General features: G+C 56.1%; 8 protein-coding genes. 4 read left to right on the plus strand and 4 right to left on the minus strand.

Annotated elements, in window-relative coordinates; genetic code table 11:
- The 4 genes from BCS36_RS09590 (at position 1) to brnQ (ending at position 6,770) form a co-directional block, all read left to right on the plus strand.
- Positions 1-2,436, plus strand: coding sequence for a Lon protease family protein (locus BCS36_RS09590; RefSeq protein WP_291302671.1), 2,436 nt, complete (start codon positions 1-3; stop codon positions 2,434-2,436).
- Between the two features lie 130 nt (positions 2,437-2,566).
- A complete protein-coding gene (locus BCS36_RS09595; RefSeq protein WP_291302711.1) occupies positions 2,567-3,142 on the plus strand; it encodes a TetR/AcrR family transcriptional regulator in 576 nt (191 codons plus the stop codon).
- Between the two features lie 359 nt (positions 3,143-3,501).
- Positions 3,502-4,947, plus strand: coding sequence for a sodium:solute symporter family protein (locus tag BCS36_RS09600; RefSeq protein ID WP_291302672.1), 1,446 nt, complete (start codon positions 3,502-3,504; stop codon positions 4,945-4,947).
- 524 nt (positions 4,948-5,471) lie between these two features.
- Positions 5,472-6,770 (plus strand): branched-chain amino acid transport system II carrier protein, encoded by a 1,299-nt coding sequence (gene brnQ, locus BCS36_RS09605; protein ID WP_291302673.1) that lies wholly within the window; start codon positions 5,472-5,474, stop codon positions 6,768-6,770.
- Positions 6,771-7,068: 298 nt separating this feature from the next.
- Here brnQ and pbpC read toward each other — a convergent pair whose 3' ends face one another.
- The 4 genes from pbpC to BCS36_RS09625 all read right to left on the minus strand — a co-directional run bounded on the left by pbpC (position 7,069) and on the right by BCS36_RS09625 (position 18,743).
- On the minus strand, positions 7,069-9,450 hold the full coding sequence (pbpC, locus tag BCS36_RS09610) for a penicillin-binding protein 1C (RefSeq protein WP_291302674.1): 2,382 nt from the start codon (positions 9,448-9,450) through the stop codon (positions 7,069-7,071).
- A 198-nt stretch (positions 9,451-9,648) separates the two neighbouring features.
- On the minus strand, positions 9,649-15,333 hold the full coding sequence (locus tag BCS36_RS09615) for an alpha-2-macroglobulin (RefSeq protein ID WP_291302675.1): 5,685 nt from the start codon (positions 15,331-15,333) through the stop codon (positions 9,649-9,651).
- Positions 15,334-15,371: 38 nt separating this feature from the next.
- A complete protein-coding gene (locus BCS36_RS09620) occupies positions 15,372-15,929 on the minus strand; it encodes a YqiA/YcfP family alpha/beta fold hydrolase (RefSeq protein WP_291302676.1) in 558 nt (185 codons plus the stop codon).
- Between the two features lie 1,038 nt (positions 15,930-16,967).
- Positions 16,968-18,743: a formate--tetrahydrofolate ligase gene (locus BCS36_RS09625; protein WP_291302677.1), complete on the minus strand. Its 1,776-nt coding sequence runs from the start codon at positions 18,741-18,743 to the stop codon at positions 16,968-16,970.
- Positions 18,744-18,890 lie beyond the last annotated feature (147 nt).

Here is an 18,890-nt window from a genome sequence, read left to right on the forward strand (position 1 = left end):
ATGTCTAAAATCTCACCTTTGCCCGGTTCCAGGCTGCATGCCACGCTGGACCCGGTCCGTATCCCCTGGGACGACAGCCGGGGTATCCCTCCCCAGCGCAACGGCCGGAAAAACCCTTTCCAACCGCGCGCCATGCAGGCTCTGGATCTTGCTTTGCAGATCAAGGCTCGCGGCTACCATGTATATCTCTCCGGCGAAACAGATCTCGGGCGTACGCACATGCTGCTCAACTACCTGCGGCCACAGGCGCGCAAAGCGCCTACGCCGCCGGATATTATTTATGTGCACAATTTCGCCGACCCTGACAGGCCGCTGCTTTTTGCCCTGCCAGCAGGGCAAGGCAAAAAGTTCAAGCAAAGCCTTAAAGAGCTGGTAGACGCCATCGTCAAGGAACTGCCCCGCCGCTTTGAAGCCAGCGCCTATATGAAGCGCCGCGCCAAACTTGTGGACAAGTTCCAGACCGCACGCATGGGGCTTTTGCGCAAAATGAACTCCGTTGCCGTGGACAAGGGATTCAACCTTGATATGGATGAAAACGGCGGGCTGACCCTTTATCCTCTGGTTGAGGGCAAGCGCCTGAATGAAGAGGAGTTCGACAATCTTGACAGCGCAATCCGCTTAAAGCTTAAAAGCCGGGGCGACAATCTGGTGCAGTCCATGGCTGGCTTCATGCGTCAGCTGAACAAGGCTGAAGAAAGTTTTCAGGATGATGAACGTGGGCTGGAGCGCGAAGCCATGGGGCAGGTGCTTGACGCCCTGCTTGCTCCTCTTGAGCAACGAACCCTCAAGGCATGCGCCTGCGATGGTTTGATCAGCTATTTTGCCAGCCTGCGCGAAGATATGCTGAAGAATACCGAAGCGTTTTTGCAAAGAGACGGCGTGCCGCCCTCACTTGGGGTCGAAATCCACGGCGCATCAGGCGCGGACAGTGTGCTGTACCGCTATGCGGTCAACCTGCTGGTTGACAACTGCGACCAGCAGGGCGCGCCCATTGTGGTGGATGACCACCCCACCGCCGTGAACTTGCTTGGCTGCATAGAGCGGGAGTCGGAGATGGGCGCGCTGGTGACAGACTTTACGCTCATCCGTGCGGGAAGCCTGCATAAAGCCAACGGAGGCTTTCTTGTCCTCCATGTTGAAGACCTGTTGCAGCACCCAACGGCCTGGGAGGGACTGCTGCGCGCGTTGCGCTCCAACCAGGCCCGCATTGAGGATTCGGGCGAGGCTCCGGATACTGCCATCCGTACCAAGGGCCTGACCCCCGACCCGCTGCCGCTGGATCTGAAAGTCGTGCTCATTGGCGGCGAAGAGCTGTACGAAGGCCTGCTTGTCAACGACGACCGCTTTCCCAAGCTTTTTCGCATCAAGGCGCACATGGCTGACGAAGCGGACCGCAACGCGACCAACATCCGACATTATCTCAACAATGTGGCGCATATCATTCAGGGTTGTGAACTGCCGCCCTTTGACCGCACGGCTCTTGCATGGCTTGTGGATCTGGGCTCTCACCTGTGTGAAGACCAGTGCCGCCTTTCGCTCAAGTTCCCACTGCTGCGGGAACTGATGATTGAAGCCTCTGCCCTCGCAACCATGCGCGGAGAGGAAATCATCACCGCGCCCATTCTGGAGGAAGCCTATACGGCGCGTACCTACCGCGCCAACCTTGTGGAAGAAATCTTTATGGAGGAATACGACCGCGAGATGATCAAGGTTCGTACCTCCGGTTCCGCCATTGGACAGGTCAACGGGCTTTCAGTCACCCTGCACGGGGATTTCGAATTTGGTCTGCCCCATTGCATTTCCTGCACTGTGGGCGTGGGGCATGAAGGCATTATTGACCTTGAGCGCGAGGCAGAATTGGGCGGGCCTATCCACACCAAGGCCATGATGATTCTTAAAAGCTACCTGACTGACCTTTTTGCCCGCAAAAAACCTCTTGTGCTTTCCGGCTCGCTGTACTTTGAGCAAAGCTACGCGGGCATTGAAGGCGACTCCGCCTCAGGTGCGGAACTTGTCGCCCTGCTCTCGGCGCTGGCCGAAGTGCCGGTACGCCTTGACCTGGCCTTTACAGGCGCGGTCAGCCATTCGGGGCAAATAATGGCCGTGGGCGGCGTCACCCGAAAAATTGAAGGTTTTTACAAGGTTTGCGCTAGGCATGGGCTTACGGGCACACAGGGCGTCATCATACCCAATGATAATGTCGACCACCTCATGCTTTCACCCGAAGTGCTCAAGGCTGTTGAAAATAAACAGTTCAGCATTTATGCCGTGCGCCGCATTGAAGAAGCCCTGTTGCTGCTCACTGGCATCGCCGCTGGACGTCGACTGAAAAATGGCGGCTTCTCACGCGGCAGCCTGTATGACCTTGTGGACAGAAGGCTCGAACGGTTGGGTGACTATGCGCAAAACGCCTTCCGGCGCAGCAAGCGCAGCTGAGCACTGAGACGCGCCAGAGGATTCACGGACGTGTAGTTCTGTATTGACTTTACGCACAATTGCAGCTAACTTGATAAAGTAGCAGTAAAAATGATGCATGACCATTCAACCGGTGCCCGCGAAAACTATGATGAACAAAAGTAAAAAAGAATCATTACTTCAGGCGGCCAAGGATTTGTTTGGCGAATGTGGCTATGTGGAAACCACATTCAAAAAGATTTCAGACAGGGCCGGAGTTGCGTTAGGCTTGCTAACCCATCATTACGGCAACAAAGAAAAGCTCTTTCTGGCCTGTGGGCTGGATGTACTTGAGCATTTTCTAAAAAGGCTACGCCAGGCCACAGCCGAGGCTGATTCGGGCTTTGATGGCGTCATGCGCTTTTGCAAGGCCTATCTTGATTTTTCCATCGACAAGGACTCAAACTGGCTGGTGCTTGTGCGCTGTTCACCATATAGCGACATGAAGACCAAGACTGACCGCGATATCATGGATTCCATGTTTTCGCAGGTGCATCAGGAACTGGAAAGAGTCATTGCACGCGGCATCGAGGATGGCAGCCTTGTTACGGTTGACAGCAGCTCCACAGCGCAGGTCATCATCTCGTTAATGGTCGGCGCCAACCGTACCCGCGTGCTCACCCCCTACGCCATGCCCACCTTGTACAAGGATGTGCTTGATTTCGTGGCCAGGTCCATAAAAGCCTGAGCATAATACTGCCTATGCCCTGCATGGTTTTATTGACAGTGGCATGAAGAAAATGTAGATCTCAGTCATGAAACTACTAAGCGCCACCCGCGACTTTCGATATTATTTTACCGGAGTCATACACTGACCCCAGGATCGCGGAGTTATGGCCATTTTGCTGATTCAGGCAACATAGCCGCCGACCAAAGGGGTCGGCGGCTTTTTTAATGCTGCGCTTTTTTATCTGCCGGAGGGCTCATGGACCTGATTTCAACGCTACAGTTGATGGATACCGCGGTGCTCATCGCAATGGCATTACTGGTCGGCTCCTTTTTTCTGGCGCTCATCAACCTGGTGCGCCAGACTCAAAGGGGATAGACATGCTGGGCGACGCTCTCATCTGGCTCGGTTACATCGCGGCCTTCATCTGGCTTGCGCGCAAGGGACAAGGACATGATGCCATGGCCACGGGCCGTGTGGGTTTTGTCATACAGGCTTTGGCCTATGTGGCGACCTACATTTCCGCCGTTGCCCTGGTGGGCTTCGGCGGACTTTCATATCTGTACGGCTTACAGATGCTGCTGGTGGCTGCCGGCAACGTATGGCTGGGAACATGGTTCGTTTACCGCTATCTGGCATGGCCGACCAGGATATGCCAGCGCAACCTGCAAGCCAGGACGCCCACGCAACTTCTTGCCAGGGGGCACAAAAGCCCCATGCTCGGCAAGGCTCTTGCGCTGATATTCGCCATTTTTCTTGGCGTGTACGCGTCTGCGGTTATTAAAGGCGCGGCGCTCATGCTTGCCCAGATATTGCCCATTCCCGTATGGGCATTGGTCTGGATCGCGGCTGCGGTCGTTGGCGTTGTGGTTTTCATCGGCGGTTTGCGCGGTGTCCTCTACACCGAGGCCATGCAGGGCGTTGTTATGCTGGTGGGTATTGTCCTGCTTATCTGGGCTGTGCTCAACAAGGTGGGCGGCCCTCTTGAAGGCATTGCACAGCTGGCTCAACTTGCCCCTACGCAACGGGCCAATGAGGGTTTTCTTGCGCTATCCATGGGTGAACAAGGCTGGTTTGTTATTTCCCTTGTCATGGTCACATCCGTGGCGGTGTGGTCGCAGCCCCAGATGATGCAGCGGCACTTTGCCCTTAATTCCCCTCGCCAGATCAACCGCATCGTCCCGCTGGCCATGCTTGTGCTCACCGTGCTTGTGGGCGGAACCTATTTTGTGGCGGCCCTTTCACGTATTATCTTGCCGGAAATTGCCTCGGCCGACGAGGTTGTTCCCCATCTTGTAAAAATGCTGCTGCCCAACGCCGGGCTTCAGGTTTTTGTGCTGGCCATTGTGTCTGCCTCTTTGTCAACGGCTACCGCCCTTTATCATATTGCGGTATCAGCCATTGCCGAAGATTTGCCGGGCAAGCCCGCTACCAGATTTTCCTGGTTTCTGGGCATTGTCTTTTGCGTTGTGGTTTCCGGCGGCAGCGCGCAGATCAAGGGGCAGCTTATCGCTCTCTTGTGCACCACCAGCTGGAGCATAGTAGGCGCAACCGTGCTTATCAGCTATGTGGCCTTGGTGCGTTTTGGCAAACGCAGCTCTCTTGCCGCGTGCATGAGCTGCGGTTTCGGCTTTACCTCATGTCTGCTCTGGTATCTGCTGGCCAACAAGGCCGTCTCCCCCACCCCTGTCTTGGGGATGCAGGCTGCGCTTATTCCGCCCTTCTTTGTGGGGCTGGCCTGCTCGCTGGTGGGCTGGTTCGCAGGCTGGGCTTTGGACCACGAAGGCCGCAAGGCTTCCACATTCTGGCCAGCGCCCAACGCCTGATTACGGAAGAGCTTGAACTTTGGGAACATAAATCCTTAAAGTTCAGGATACACCGGCTTCGAAGCTTGAAAGCGCAGAGACACCGCGCTCAGACCTTCACGGCAAGCACGAGCGCGCCATAAGCCTCATGCGCACAAAGCGCCCGCAGAACCATTTTACGGAACACTGCGGGCGCTTTTTCACGCCCAAATTGCACGTTAGGCAGTCCTGTTTCATAAAATGAGCGCTGGCATGCTGATGCGACTTCTGCTATCTCTGGCTCTGCCTTTTCCAGGCATGCAGCGAGGCACAATGGCCACCCGCCTGGAACAGATCAATATTGAGAAAAGATATTCCAGATGTTTTCGCTTCGCCCGCTTCGGGCGTTCATAGCGGGGAAAAACCGCGTTTGTGCTTTCGTGGCGTGCGCTGCGTGCGCAGCCGCCAGCGCAGTTTCAAGGTTAAATCGCTCCAAACCCGTAATCTGCGTCCAGAAGTGCGCGGCCTAACGCGCGCCATTTTGGCATAGCCTGTGAGTACACATAATGAAACCATCCCTTGTCCGCGACTCCATAATTGTTGGCGCAGCGCTGTTTTCAATGCTTTTTGGCGCGGGGAACGTGGTATTTCCCCCATATATAGGGCTGACGGCAGGACCGGAATGGTTTTTGGGATTTCTCTGTTATTACATGGCTGATGTGGGGCTTGCCTTTCTGGCCATTTACGCCATGCTGGCTTCTTCCTGCATCGACAAAAAGGAAGGCATCATGCACCGCCTTGGAAGCACGGCGGCAATGCTCATGATGTGCGCCATCATCCTTTGCATTGGCCCCCTGCTTGCCATACCGCGCACCGGGGCCACAGCTTTTGCCATCTCCTTTTCGCCTCTGGGGTATTCCTCCAAGGGTATAAGCTCCGCCAAGGTCATTTATTCACTGGCTTTTTTCGGCATATCCACCATGCTGGCATTCAAGGAATCCAACATGGTAGACGTCATTGCCCGTTACCTTTCCCCTATCAAGATCGGCGGTTTTCTGCTTATTGTGGCGGCCGCCCTGTATATGCCCATTGGCCCCATCAGCGATGTCGTACGCGACGACAATGTGGCGTGGCACAGTATTCTTTCCGGCTATCAGACCCTTGATGTCATGGCGGCTGTGGTTTACGGCCTGATCATTGTCACCGCCCTGAAAAACAAGGGCTATGAGACTGGCAGTCAGAAGGCTCTTTCCGTGGGTATTGCCAGCCTGGTTGCCGGCGCCCTGCTTTTTGTCATCTACTTCGGACTGTGCTATCTGGGGGCCACTGGCTCGACCTATTATCCTGTGGATATGGAAAAAGGTACCTTGGTCACCAAACTGGTGGGCAGGCTCTTTGGCAGCGCGAGCACGGTTCTGCTGGCCGTCATTGTCACGGTTTCCTGTATGGCCACGTCTGTGGCGCTTATCGGAACAACGGGAACCTTCATCTCCCAGTTCAGCAAGGGACGGCTCAGCTACAAAACCATTGTGATCGGCACAGGCCTTTTCAGCATGTTTGTATCCAACTTCGGCCTGGACAATATCATCGCCTTTGCAGCGCCCATCCTGACATTTCTCTACCCTGGAACCCTTGTGGTCATTGTGCTTTCGCTCTTTGACAAACATATCGCCAATGACAACATCTTCAGGTTCGCCACGGCAGGAGCCCTTCTCACCAGCGGCCTCAACGTTCTGGAAGATTACGGCCTGCCCCTGGTTATCACGCCGCACCTTCCCTTCAGCGCTGCCGGTCTTGGCTGGATTGCGCCAGCCTGCGTTCTGGGTATGGTCGGCTACTTTGTGCGCCGCCCCCAACGGCCATAGTGTAATAAAAGATGGCGCTGCGGGCAGCATGGCGGCATCAGAAGCAGATGGACTGAAGCAATTTCACCTGAAATATTCTGTGGGGAAGGGGCGCAGCAGGGTATTTTTTGAAATGCTCTGTGGGGGAGAGACCTTTTTGCAAAAGGGACCCATGCCCCCACCCCCTAAAACTCTTAGCGCGTTTTAGTCAGTACAACGAGCTTTCTGGTCTGAAGAGGGCTTACAGCAAACGTGCCTTCCAGGCAGTACACCATCTCAAAGTGTATCTACTCTCATTGTGCTGGCGATAACCTGCCTGTTACTGCGAAACGCGGACGCGCAGACGCTTCTGGCTTGCCCGCCCGGCATCATCCACCACACGGACTTCGGCGTCCCCAGGCACAGCCTGCCACAAAAGAATTTCGCCCGGAGCCCTGCTGCCCAGGTAGCTCCCGTTAACAAACCAGTGCAGATGTTTGACGCCAGCTTCCGCATGAGCGATAAACGCCAGCTTTTCATGCCCCTTGTCGCTCAGACTCAGCCTGTACACCAAGCCGTCCTTGGGTTGGACAATTCGCGGGGGATTGCCCGATGCGGCGTTTTTATCCCCACATTCGGGTGCAAAAGGCGGCGGTTCAGGCTTGGGCATGCCAGCGCGTGCGAACATCTGCGCAAGATCCGTCGGCCAGAACTCCCAAGTCTGTGCTTCCGTACGGCCTTCCTGTGGCATGCAGGCCCGCAGCCCGGTGGTTTTATCAACGAGTATGGAGCGGAATACTCCTGATGGCGCGAGAGGCGAAACACCGGGGATGAACCAGGTTTTTGCGGTGTCCGCGCACAGCGAGGTGTCAAGGTCGCCCGTAGCGGCGCAAACCTCAATACGTTCCACGTTCAACCCGTGCGCCGGTTCGGCAAAATGGTCTTGCATCGGCTCGGAGGCAGCCAGTTCACGCGCAATTTGCGTGAACAGCGGCACCGCTGATATCGCTCCCACAAGAAGCGGATTCGGCCTGTTGTCAAAATTGCCCAGCCAGACCACCAACACGTAAGGCCCCACGATGCCTGCGGCCCAGGCGTCACGAAAGCCGTTGGACGTGCCCGTTTTAAGACGAAGCGGAAGCATCGCGCCGCGTTGCGAGCGGACCTGACGATCCGGATCACCTTCTTCCAGCATGGAAAGTGTAACAAAGGCGGCTTCCGGCGACAGCAGGGGCAAAGCGGCGTCTTCACGACCTGTGCCGTGCAGTAAAAGCAGGGGACGCCATACACCCTTGTTGGCCAACATGGCATACAGACCAGCCAGTTCGCGCATGCTCACTTCCGCGCCGCCAAGCACAAGACTGAGCCCGTAATGACTTTCATCAGATAAAAACTCGACGCTAGCGCTGCGCAAGAATCCGTAAAAATTGGGATTTTTCAAGCGGGCTGCCAAGGCTATGGCTGGCACGTTGCGACTGCTCCTCAAGGCGTCAGCCGCCCCTATGGGACCACGAAAGCTTCCATCATAGTTTTCCGGGTCATAGCCCGAAAAACTGCGCGGCGTATCGGCCAGGAGCGTCAGGGGATGGATCAGCCCCTGATCCAGAGCCAAAGCGTAAATGAAGGGCTTGAGCGTGGAACCCGGTGAACGCCGCGCGCGGGTGCCGTCCATTTGCCCCATAATGCCGTCGCTGAAAAAATCAGCGGAACCTACAAGAGCGCGCACTTCCATGCTGGGCCAGTGCACCAGCAGCGCTGCGCCGTTGGTAAGACCATACGCGCGCTGCCTGGCTGTAAAGAGGCGCAAATGGCGTTCTATTTTTTTCTGACTGGCAGGGTCAATAGTCGTGCGCAACTGATTGCCGCCTTGTGGCTGCTGCAAAAACTCCGTGCTCAGATGCGGAGAGGCAAAAGGCAGATCACCCACTCCGAATACGCGGAGCGGAGCGTGTTCTTTACGACCATGCCATGCAGCCTCCAGCCTGTGCAGTGCGGCAGTGAAATGCGGGTTGTCTTGCGCAGGACGCCGTTGAACGGGATTTTGCGGCACCAGCATGAGGGACATGCTCTCCCCTGGCGTCAACTCCTCAGGAGTTTTGTGGAAATAGACAGCAGCCGCCGCACCAAGGCCCTCAATATTGCCGCCATACGGGGCAAGGTTGAAATAGGCCTCAAGAATTTCCTCCTTACTGAAGTTCCAATCCAGTTGCACAGCCAGAAGGATTTGGCGCAGCTTGGCTCCGATTTTTCCTGTTTCCAGCCCATAGGTGAGGCGCGCCACCTGCATGGTGATGGTTGACCCTCCCATGAGGCGCTTGCCTGTCAGAAGCCCGTAGCCCGCCCGCGCCAGCGCCAGCGCGTTGACGCCAGGATGATGCCAGTAATAGCGGTCTTCATAGCGCAGCACAGCGTCCACCGCTGCCGGGGGTATATCAGCAAGGCGTGTGTATGCGCGATATTTTTGATCTTTTGACAGACTCAGGCGCATAAGCCCGCCCTTGCTGTCACGCACCACACGAGAAAAACTGACGCCTTCCAGAGGATGCCGACACGGCGCCAGTTGCAACCAGAGCATAAACAGAGCCAGCAAGGCGACAGGCAGCATAAACCACCAGCGCCCCTTGCACAGGAAAACAGACAACGCACGCCGTGACAGCGCGCTGCCCGCTCCTTTGCGGCCGGATTCACCCTGCGGGGGTTCTGTTGTTGTTTTTTCTGCCATAGTGATAAGATAATTGATTTCTATTTTCCCGTCTGCACGGACAGATGGGGATGTTTTGCGTCGTCTCACACACAGCCGCCAGAGTAATTTCAGCATAAAACTGCTCTTTCGGCATACCGGCCAACAGGAAAAGCAGGGCAATGACCGGCCGGTTTACGGATCCAGTACATTGCCCCACTTTTCTGCTCAGCGTCAGTGCTAGTCAACGATCATTTGTCCACCGCCAAGACGGGCATTGATGGCAGGCTCGTACATGGCTTCCGCCGTTGCCGAAGGCAATACAAAGCGCCCTCTGGTGGCCGCGCGTACCTTGTAAGTGAACGTACGCGGACCAAAACCGGAGTTTACAAAGAAAATGCCCCGATCTTCGCGCCGTTCATAGCGTATAAGCCCCTGCTGGGGATCTTTGCCGCTTTTTTCAAGCACAGGCTCCAGACCGCCAGGCAGCAGGTCTACCAGAACCACATTGCTGTACTCATCGGCAGAGCGCACGGTCAATTCCACAGTGAGAACCTCGCCAAGTCTGGCGCTGGTAACCGCCTCGCCATTGCCATTAAGATAGCGCCGCTGCAATTCAATTCCGTTGGAGGCGGCAGACAGCGGCTTGCGCTCAAAGCCTTCCGTCGCGGTATGAAGGTTCCAGCCCGAGTCGCCCTTGGGCAGCTTCACTCTATACTCAAGGCAGCCGGGCGCGTTCAGTTCAAGAACAGAACCAAGCAGTTCAGCCTTGCCCGCTGCAGGCGCAAAATCCTGACCATAGCGGGCGCAGACAAGCTCGATGCCCTCAGGCGCAGGCGCATTTTTTTCAGCCAGTAGTATCAGGGAGCGGGACAAAAGCCCCATATCAACCGTTGTGGCTGTGGTGTTGAACGCTGCATCAAGCAGGGCCTCAACGTTGATTTCTTTGCGACGCTCAGGGAAGTGACGCAGGATGACAGCGGCATGAAGCGCCCTGGCAGATCCTTCATCCAGCATGTTGTCACTGGTAACTGCAGTAAACGTCACAGGCATGCGCTGCTGGGCACGGCGCTCCATACGCAGCATTTTGTAGCAGTCTGCCAGAAGCACCGCCACAAGCTCTCTGTCCCAGCCATTGGTGTTTTCTCTGAACCATTGCTCAAGCCTTTCGACTTCCTGGGTCATTATGCGCCCGTCGCGCAAAAGAACCCATGCGCCATAGACCTTGACGCGGCCATCGTCGATATCTACCGGAGCGCTGCGCACTGTGCTTTCCAGAGTATCAAGAATGTTACGGGCCAGACCGTCAGGCACGGCTACCCCGCTTTCGCGCAGCGTCAGCAAGAAGTCCCCGGCGTAGGCCGTCACAAAATCATTGGCTGGCGCTGAAGGCCAGAGACGAACCCCCTCGTAGTAGGAAAAGTTGCTGCGTATGGTGGCTAGAGCGGCGCTGATTACAGCATTGCCACGCTTTGCCAGCGTTTCTGGCGAGGCTTTGGGATCAAGCAGAACCTTTTCGCGCAATGCCGGATTGCCCAACAAAGAGACATAAGGCATTGCCCGGCTGATGAGCTGCTCGGTGCAGCCGTAGGGGTAGGTATCCAGACGGTCCAGCAAGGAACGCAGGCCAAGCAGGGGAAGAGCGGATATGCTCGCCTGCCCCTGCGCTTCATAAGGATAGACGTCTCTGTTCACAGACACGTTCATACTGTCCTTGAGGGGCACGACCTGCTCGGTGCGCACGCGAGGCGCAGGAGGGCGCACAGAAAGGCTCTGGTTGCGAACGCTCCCGGCCTTGCCCTTGCCCTCCAGGCTGGCGGTAAAACGCACATCCGTCGAACCAAGGCGGTCCTGCGCACGCATGCGAAAACGTACCACAGCCTCGCCATTTTCATTGATTTCAAGCGGAAGCGGTTTCTGGCCGCTCAGGAACTCCAGTTCGGGGCCGCACTCCATCTTTATGGTAACCTTGGCATCCTTGCCGCTTCCCTCGACGGTATTGGCAATAACCAATGCTCCGTCAAACTCGTCGCCAGGAGCGACAGCCAGGGGCAGAAGAGGTTTCAGGATAAGCGTTCCACGCACTTCAGTGCTGGTTTGCGCATTGCCCGCCGTAGAGGCTCCGCCTTGCGCGGCGCTGCTGCCGACAGCCATTATCCTGATGCGCCCGCTCACATATTCGGGAATGGTAAGGGTTACATCCGTCCCATCCGCATTGACGGCCGCCAGTTCCTGCCAGAAGGCAAAAGGAGGTTCGCCGCGACGCTTGAAGGGGTTGAGAAAACGGCCGCCCACCCCCGCCATGTCGCCGCCAAAGCCGGGGATACGGCCCTGCAGGCGCGCATGGTCGGGCATGAGCAGGTCAAAGGCCTGCATGGTGGCGACATCAAGAGCCCTGTCATTCAAAAGATCATTCAGGGGATCGGGCGTGGTAAAGCCGGTGAGTTGCAACACGCCTTCGTCCACAGCAAAAAGCAGGGCTTTGCCCGGCACCCGCGAGCTTACCCGCACAATGATTTTTTCACCGGGCAGCACACGTGCGGGGGCATTGAGCTTAAGCCCCATATTTCTCTGACTGACGCCAGCGGTAAAGGGCGCGACGCCAAAGGAATGGGGATTCATGTATATGGCTTCAGAACCAAGGGACCGCACAAAGGAAACGTTAACGTAGCCGCGCCCTTCAAATCCCTCAGGAATGCGTATTTCCTGCACGCTTTCACCGGCCTGAGCCGTGAACCATGCGTGGGTCAGCACATTTTCCCTTTCAATGGTTATAAGCCCTGTACCGGAATACGGCGTGGAAAGGCTCATCTTGATGGTATCGCCGGGAGCGTACTGCTCCTTTTCAAGCTTCAGGCGCAAATTGCCCTTGGCCAGAGAACGGGGGGAAAGGTCAGAAGGTTCAGCAAGGCGCGTGCCCGCAACGGAGAACGGAATAAGAGCCAGCACATGGCCGTTGTTCTGGCGTACTGTGACCAGATAGTCTCCCGCTTCGGCTGTGGGCAGGGGCCAGACCAGCCCCTTGGCGTCAAGGTTTACAGTCTGGCGCGTGATCTCCGTATCAACGGGGGTGGCGTCATAGCGGTATTCACCGCGGGAATCCGTCACAAGGCTGTTCACATAGCGCCGGGCAGAAAACACGATCTCGGCGTCACGCAGGGCGGTGGGCGCAAGGTCGTTGTTGACGGCCAGAAAACGCAATGAAGCCTTGGCATTCTGCGGCACGTAATCAAGATTGTTGGCCTGCCCCTCGGGCTTGTAGCCAAGGGCTACCTCCAACGGCGAAAACAGGGCTGACAGCTGCCGTGTGACGGCCCTGCCGCCTGTGGGTTCAAAGCCTTCAATCAGCACTGTGCCGTAAAACGTGCTGCCTTGCAGTTTGCCCAAGGGCAAAGCCAGCTTGGCAAGCCCCTTGCTGTCGGTGAACACGTCGGGCAGATCCATGTACTGATCCTGCACACTCGCGGACAAGGCGTCATAGAAGGCATAGTCTTCATATCCCGGAAAGCGCAGCAGCCCTTTTCGCGCATGAAAGGCCGTATGAATGCGGTGGCTGGCGGCAGGTTCACCGTAAAGATTGTCCAGCCGTGCCAGCACCATTGCGAGAGGCATGTTTTCGCCAGTACGTATCCAGCCCTTTGGCGCACTGGATTCAAAACTGGCGGCAAGAGCCAGGGTGTCGGGCTGAAATTCCTCAACCCGCGTAGTCGTGCTGCCCAGAACAGGGCCGCCATAACCGGGCTTGTCCGAGGCAAGACGGATGTCCAAACGGTATTGGCCGACGGCGGCGTCTTCGGAACTGGCCCAGTTGAAATTCAGAAGCCCTTCGGGGCCAACAGTAAAGGAGCGGCGCATGACTTCCGTTCCGGCAGGACTTGTCAGCACGGCTTCCAGCGGCAGGTTTTCGGGCAGGGCCTGCCAGTCAAACCTGCGTATCACGCAGCCAAAGTGCAGAGTTTCCCCCGGCAGGTATAATCCGCGCTGGCTGAAAACCGAAGCGCTCAGGCCATTACTGGCGGCATGACGGCCCGACACGGAAAAATTGCTGTAATCCACAGTACGGGAGCCATCGTCAAGAGAAAGCCAGGCCATGTCCTGCCCCCCGCTTTGGGCAGGCGCAAGGGCCACAAGGGCCACCGGGCGTTTTTCCCTCTCAAGCCCCACCGTGGAGGGCAGGTCGGCACGCCCCTGGGCATTGCTCACAGCGCTGCATACGGGCAAACCATTGGCCCCCAGCAGGCGCACCTCGGCATTGGACACGGGTTTGCCTGTGGCAATGTTCTGCACAAACACCGCCCGGGTTCCGTCAGAAGCTGTTTTTACACTGAGTCCCATATCGGTGACCAGCAGCAGGCGTGAGGCTTCAGCCACTTGCTTCTCGCCATTGCGCCCTGTGAGCACCATGCGCATGAGACCGTGACGCAGACCACCCTGCCCTTGCAGCAGCGGGGCCAGATCCAGGACGCCAAAAAACGCCTGACCAGGCATGTCCCCACGCTCGCCCTTGCGCACATTGATATGCCCCTGGACCACATCACTCAGAACCGTAAAGTCAGCCTCCGGTTCTTCAAAGCTGCTATCCTTGGCTAAAAGGGCCATAAAGGGTTCACGCACACGCTCGGCGCGCCAGTCAATTTCCGTCAGGCCCAGAGCGTAAATATCAAGTTTTTTATCGCCGCTGAGCGCGAGGATGTTGCCAGGCTGCAAAAAAGACAGCTCTGCTCCCATACCGGGAACTGTAAGGATAAAGCGCCGCGCATCCGACAGTGAAAGCCCGCCTGTGGACGTGAGGCCGGGCTTTACAGCGGCCATCAGACCCCGCCCGCTTACGGCTTTTACACGCAGGACAACCTGATCTGTGGGTTCGTCAGCAGCCTGAACCAGCTGCGGCTGCAGCTTTTCACCATTAGCGATATCCGCAGCGCTGATGGCGGGCATCTTTGCCCAATTGGCTTCCTGCCCTGCCTCTGGCGTTATTGTGCGCGGCAACTGGACGACATCCAGATAGCGCAGCACCTCTGAAGGCAGCACGCGCAGGCTGGTTTTCACCACCAGATGGTATTCCTTGTCCAGCCCTTTGTCATACGCAACCCGCACGCCGATATCACTGACGTTCATAATGCGGTCGCGCCCGGTGACATAAAGCAGCGCCTCGGTATTTCCCGATGCTTTACCGGCAGAAGCTTTCACAATACGCATGTTGTTTTTTTCAATAAATCCAGGCAGAGCCTTAACAGATATGACGGCAGCAGCGTTATCCTTGGGCAGGCTTGTAACAGCGGCAGAGACCACAACCTCATCGCGGCGTTCGTTCCATACAAAACGCGGAGCGCCAAGAGCCAGGCCACTCTTCGCATCGCTGGGACGCAGGGTTATATTGCCTTCCATACTTTGGGGATTGACCGGCCACATAAAATAGACCGGAACAGAAACGGCGTGCGCCCCCTTGGGGGATGGGTCAACCCAGAAGGTCTCCTTGCCAATCCGTACGGCCTGCGGCTGCGTTGTGTAGCGAACCTGACGGTTAACCTCGAACCGGGACGGCAACGATACCTTATCAAGCGAGATGGTGTATGTGGTCTGGGGATTCAATGATTTTTCAGGCTGAAAATACATGGTGGAACCATAGTTCCAGCGCCACTGCCCGGGCACATCCGGAGTCATGCGCACACCTTCCACCAGGCGCCCTTCCTGACCGGCAGGCGGGCCGGAGCACTGGCGGGACCAGTCCGACCCGTACTGTTTTTTGCAGCGTTCAACATCGACTTCAAAACTTATGGAAAACCCGTCTGTCCGTTTCCAGCTGTCGGCTTCAGGCCGGCTGGGCTGGGCTATACGGTATGCCGGACCTGCAATAGCAGCGCCAGCAAGACTTGTTATAAGCATGCACACTGCAATGCTGTATACAATGAATTTATGAAGCATGGTGTCTCCGCGTGTTACTAGGCGGCCGAATATGTACGTTACTGTTGCCAATCGCGCAGTGTTCGCACGATTGTCTCATCCAGTGCCGTCAGGCTATGGCCATCGTTGGTTTCATGAATAAATGCGTAATTTTTCCAGTAGGCGCGCGCCTCTTCGGGATCCAGCAGGGTGTCGGCCAGCCCCAGAACCACCATACGCTTAACGGGAGCAGAGCGCGCATCGGCAAAAATGGAATAGCTGTCGCACATTTCGGGCGTGAATTCCCAGTGCTGTCCCCCGTAAAAATAGGTGTTTGGCCCCAAAAACTGCCGCAATGACTGGGCAGGCCGAACTACCGGGTTGATAAGAACGCAGTTGCAAAGCAGCAGCGCGGACAGCTGGGAGGCGTAAAATCCGCCAAGAGACGCGCCTACAAGAACGAAAGGAGATGAGGCATCTATGATATCCCGTGCCTGCTTTTGCAGGCGCGCCAGATTTTCAGGAAAAAAGCCGCTTGAAGGATATTCCAGCGCATGCGCGTCAGGAAAAACCTTACGCAGCATGCCAAAGGTATTGCTTGCGGGACTGGAATTAAAGCCGTGAATATATGCTATCATTCACTTTCTCCAAGAGCGGTTTGCTTTTGAAAATATCCATTGGCCAGGTTTTGAGGCGCACACGCTACGGCTACCGGCAACGCTACTCCCAACCATCCAGCGGCGCTGTCATTGCGGCGGTCATAGCGACGCAGGAACCTTGCCCGTTGCGGCACAGAGGAACATGCTAGCAAAGGCAGTCGTGCGGGCGAATGAAGGTTGGAGCAGTATACAAATGAAATGAGTTAACTGCTCCGAGGGACTTTGCTGAAAATCCTTGCCACGAAATGCTCGTATACAGGCTTTTGCCTGCCGCACGCGAGCATTTCACGTGTTACATTATCAAGAGAGCTGGCAGGAATTCGCCGTATTGTTGCGCGCACGGCTGAAGTCCTGCGTGCGCCTTCACGTCGAGCGGCTGCTCAGGCAACCACCAGAGCAATTTCAAAATGAAGTCAGTCTGGTTGCCGCCAGGATTGGCAACGCAGTGACCATACTGGCAACCATACGGGAGATTTGCTCTCTCGTAGAACATTTACGGCTGCGTCAGAACACTTTTCAGAATTGGCCTGGACAAGAAACAGCCGGATACAGTTGTATGGAAAACAAAAATGCTGCAAGAAGGCATAGATGCGGCAATCAGAGCAGGCTTTTGCCACACTGGTGACTGATGCTTTTGTGGCGTAAGCGCTCAATTTTGTCTGAACATTCAGTTCATACGTTACAACGCTATACTCTGCTTGCATACATGTCAATTTTACATGCAAGCTTATAAACTTGCATACAAAAACATGTCTTGCAAGAACGAGCGCGATACGTCAAAAAATTTCCGCCGTTAGCGTACAGCTGGCAAGCGGCACACTAACGGCGGATCAGATATGGAATAAAAAGCCTATGCTTTTTTGCTAGGGAAGCACTGATTAAAGAGCCTCCTGGAAACGCGCAGTTATTTCGTTTGGCAAGGCGCGATCTTTTTTTGAAGCAGGAGTGGACTCTTCCGTCCTCGACTGTTTCAAAAAAGTGAAGCAACGCCGTCAAACGAAATAACTCAGCGTTTCCCTAAAACAAGCCAGTTACCTTGCCAGTTTCCACATCAACATCAATGTTGCGGAAAGAAGGTTTGGACCCGGTGCCAGGCATCAGGCTGATATCCCCAGCCACAGGGGCCACAAGTCCAGCGCCGCCGAAGAAGAGGACATCGCGCACGTTCAATTTCCAACCTGTGGGCACGCCCTTGAGTGCAGGGTTGTCAGACAGGGAGTACTGGGTCTTCACCATGCACACGCCAAGATTGTCGGCGTCCGGGCGCTCCTGCAAGCTCTTGAGCCGCTGTAACGCAAGAGACTCAAATTCCACGCCGTCAGCCCCGTAAACTTCACGCGCGATGCTTTCAATACGCGCGGCTATGGGCTGCTTCCAGTCATACAAGGGGCGGAATTCATTCTTTTCCCTGCAGGCGTCCATAACGGCGTCAGCAAGTTCAAGCGCGCCGCTTCCGCCCTTCTCCCAATGTTCGGAGAGGGCTACACGGGCTCCAGCCTGTTCGCATATGCGCCGGATGGCGTCCACTTCCGCTTTGGTGTCAGTATGGAACTTGTTGATGCAGACCACCGCAGGCACGCCAGAGCGGCGAACAACGCCAAGATGGTGCAGCAGATTGGCGCAACCAGCCTCCACAAGCCCCACATCTTCACGAGTGTAGGCTTCGGGCAAGGGCTGTCCCGGCTTGGGCTGCGGCGCGCCGCCATGATTTTTGAGGGCACGCACCGTGGCCACGACCACAGCAGCATCCGGGGTAAGACCACTGTAGTGGCACTTGAGGTTCCAGAACTTCTCATAGCCCATTTCAGAAGCGAAGCCTGATTCGGTCACATGGTAGTCGCTGAGCTTGAGGGCAACCCTGTCCGCAATGACCGAACTTTGCCCAAGGGCGATATTGGCAAAAGGCCCGGTATGCACAAATACCGGCTGCCCTTCAATGGTCTGGATGAGGTTGGGCTTCACCGCTTCCACAAGCCACGCGGTCATGGCCCCGGCGACGCCCAGGTCGCTTGTGGTCACAGGCTTGCCGTTGCGGTCGTGCGCAAGAACCATACGCCCCATGCGTTCACGCAAGTCGGCAAGGTCGCGGGCTATGGACAGAATGCACATGACTTCAGAAGCCACGGTGATATCAAAATGCGAACGCATCATGAAGCCGTCATTGCGGCGTCCGTCGTCCTCAATGCCGATAATGATATTTCGCAGCGCCTGAACGCAAAAATCCATAACCCAGCCCGTGTTGACGCGCGTGGGATCGATATTCAGGCGGGCCATTCCTGAAAGTTTTTCAAGCGTGGCGTCGTCATAATTGCGTTCATGCTGCATGCGGGCGGTAAGCGCGGTCATGCTCAGGTTGTGTGCTGCGCCCACGGCATGAAGGTCGCCCGTAAAGTTGAGGGAATACGGCGTCAGGGGAATGCACTGCGACAGCCCGCCCCCGGCAGCAGACCCCTTCATACCCATTGTGGGGCCGCCGGAGGGCTGACGAATGGCCGCCGAAGAGCGCTGGCCGCGCCTGGCAAGACCTTGCACCAGACCGATTGTTGTAGTGGATTTTCCCTCACCAAGAGGAGTGGGCGTGATGGCCGTGACATCAATGTATTTGCCGTTGGGGCGATTTTCCAGACGACGCAGCACAGCCTGTTGCTCAACCTTGCCCATATAGTGCCCGTAGGGCAGCAATTCTGGGCCTTCAAGACCCAGATCGGATGCCAGGGCCTCAATGGTTTTCATGCGACTTTCCGCATCTTGAGCGATTTTCCAATCAGGGTGCTTGGTGGGATCTAGAGTCATGGCATCTCCAAAATATGGTTTTCTGAGTTCATAATGTTATGATCGGCACAAAGAGCTTCAAACCAAAGAAGATAGACGAAAGGAACGTTGTTCAGCTGCGTGCCCGGCTCTCTTCTGTTTTAAATATAACGACAGTACGATATTTTT

Source organism: Desulfovibrio sp. MES5, from assembly GCF_002237645.1.
In the GTDB taxonomy this organism is placed as follows: domain Bacteria; phylum Desulfobacterota; class Desulfovibrionia; order Desulfovibrionales; family Desulfovibrionaceae; genus Desulfovibrio.

Excerpts from the sequence above, each read along its gene's own strand:
- BCS36_RS09590 (WP_291302671.1), top strand. The coding sequence starts at position 1 with ATGTCTAAAATCTCACCTTTGCCCGGTTCCAGGCTGCATGCCACGCTG.
- BCS36_RS09625 (WP_291302677.1), bottom strand. The coding sequence starts at position 18,743 with ATGACTCTAGATCCCACCAAGCACCCTGATTGGAAAATCGCTCAAGAT.
- brnQ (WP_291302673.1), top strand. The coding sequence starts at position 5,472 with ATGAAACCATCCCTTGTCCGCGACTCCATAATTGTTGGCGCAGCGCTG.
- BCS36_RS09620 (WP_291302676.1), bottom strand. The coding sequence starts at position 15,929 with ATGATAGCATATATTCACGGCTTTAATTCCAGTCCCGCAAGCAATACC.
- BCS36_RS09600 (WP_291302672.1), top strand. The coding sequence starts at position 3,502 with ATGCTGGGCGACGCTCTCATCTGGCTCGGTTACATCGCGGCCTTCATC.
- pbpC (WP_291302674.1), bottom strand. The coding sequence starts at position 9,450 with ATGGCAGAAAAAACAACAACAGAACCCCCGCAGGGTGAATCCGGCCGC.
- BCS36_RS09615 (WP_291302675.1), bottom strand. The coding sequence starts at position 15,333 with ATGCTTCATAAATTCATTGTATACAGCATTGCAGTGTGCATGCTTATA.
- BCS36_RS09595 (WP_291302711.1), top strand. The coding sequence starts at position 2,567 with ATGAACAAAAGTAAAAAAGAATCATTACTTCAGGCGGCCAAGGATTTG.